Annotated in this window: 2 protein-coding genes; one reads left to right on the top strand and one right to left on the bottom strand. The window is 70.4% G+C overall.

Annotated elements, in window-relative coordinates:
* Positions 1-1,095: aldehyde dehydrogenase family protein (locus O3Q52_RS52865; protein ID WP_269655514.1), on the bottom strand; the 1,095-nt coding region annotated here is incomplete at its 3' end.
* Positions 1,096-1,319: 224 nt separating this feature from the next.
* On the opposite strand from O3Q52_RS52865, the gene O3Q52_RS52870 reads away from it, so the two are divergent.
* Positions 1,320-1,633 (top strand): MarR family winged helix-turn-helix transcriptional regulator (locus O3Q52_RS52870; protein ID WP_269655515.1); only part of this gene is annotated, 314 nt, incomplete at its 3' end.

Genomic DNA, 1,633 nt, shown 5'->3' on the forward strand with positions numbered 1-1,633 from the left:
GCGGGCGAGGCCGGCGCGCGGCAGCGCGCCCTCGGCGAGGGCCGCGGCGATGTACGGCTCGGTCTTCTCGCGCTGTTCGGCGGAGACGAGCGGCCCGCACTCGACGCCGTCCTCGGTGCCGCGGCCGAGCCGGATCCGCTCGGCCCTCCGTGCCAGTTCGGCGACGAAGCGCTCGCGCACGGACTCCTCGATGATGAGCCGGGAACCGGCGGAGCACACCTGCCCGCTGTGGATGAAGGCGGCGTTGAGGGCCTGGTCGACGGCGGTGTCGAACCCTTCCTCCGTGGCGCAGGCGTCGGCGAAGACGACGTTGGGGTTCTTGCCGCCGAGTTCGAGGGCGACCTTCTTCACGGTGACGGCGGCGGCCTGCGCGACCTTCGTGCCGCTGACGAGTCCGCCCGTGAACGACACGAGGTCGACGTCCGGGTGCTCGGCGAGCCGGGCGCCGACGCTGTGGCCGGGACCGGTGACGATGTTGGCGACGCCCTCGGGCAGTCCGGCCTCGACCAGCAGCTCGATGAGGGCGACCGTGGTCAGCGGAGTGATCTCGCTCGGCTTGATGACGAAGGTGTTCCCGGCGGCGAGGGCGGGGGCCACCTTCCAACTCGCTTGCAGGAGCGGGTAGTTCCAGGGGGTGATCATCGCGCAGACACCGACGGGCTCGTGCACGACGACGCTGTGGATGTCGTCCGACCCGGCGTCGACGACCCGTCCGCCGCCCTCGCCGACGACGAGATCGGCGAAGTACCGGAAGGCATCGGCGACGCAGTCGATGTCGACGCGCCCCTCCTCCAGGGTCTTGCCCGCGTCCCGGCTCTCGAGCAGCCCGAGCGGTTCGCGGTCGCGTACGAGGAGGTCGGCGACGCGGCGCAGGAGCGCGGCCCGCTCGGTGACGGGGGTGTGTGGCCACTCTCCGTGGTCGAAGGCGCGCCGGGCGGCCTCGACGGCGGCGTCCGTGTCCGGTACGCCGCCTTCGGCGACCACGGCGAACGTCTTGGCGTCCGCCGGGTCGAGAATGTCGCGCGTGGCCCCTGAGGCGGCCGCACGCCACTCTCCGCCCACGTGAATCGTCTGCTGCGCCTGGTGTCCCGACATGATCGGTGTTGCCTTCCGTTCCTGTTCCGTGCCCCTGTGTCACACGCGTGTCACTCTCGCGGGCCGAGTGCACCTGCCCCGGGACCTGGTTTGCATGCACAACCAGTGACGGATAGTGCGCGGGGTCACTGAAAAATCACGGGAAATGCGACCAGAAGGCGCGAAACGCGAGGCCGGTCCGCCTCATGGACACCCGACAATCCTTTGACTAAAGTCAAAGAAATATGGAGCCAGTGAAAGCGTCAGTGTCCGCGGAGCACGTGACCACCCTGCGCCGCTTCAACCGGTACTTCACCCGCCGGATCGGTGTGCTCGACGATCACTACCTCGGGCAGGACCGGCCGCTCGGCGAGGCGCGCCTGCTGTTCGAGATCGGGACCGGCGCGTCGCTGAAGGAGCTGAGGACCCGACTCGGCCTGGACGCCGGGTACTTGAGCCGGATGGTGCGCGCGCTGGAGGGCCAGGGGCTCGTCCGGGTCAGCGTGCACCCGGCGGACACCCGCCTGCGCCTCGCGGAGTTCACGGAGGCCGGGCGGGC

The organism is Streptomyces sp. ActVer, assembly GCF_027270795.1.
Lineage (GTDB): Bacteria > Actinomycetota > Actinomycetes > Streptomycetales > Streptomycetaceae > Streptomyces > Streptomyces umbrinus_A.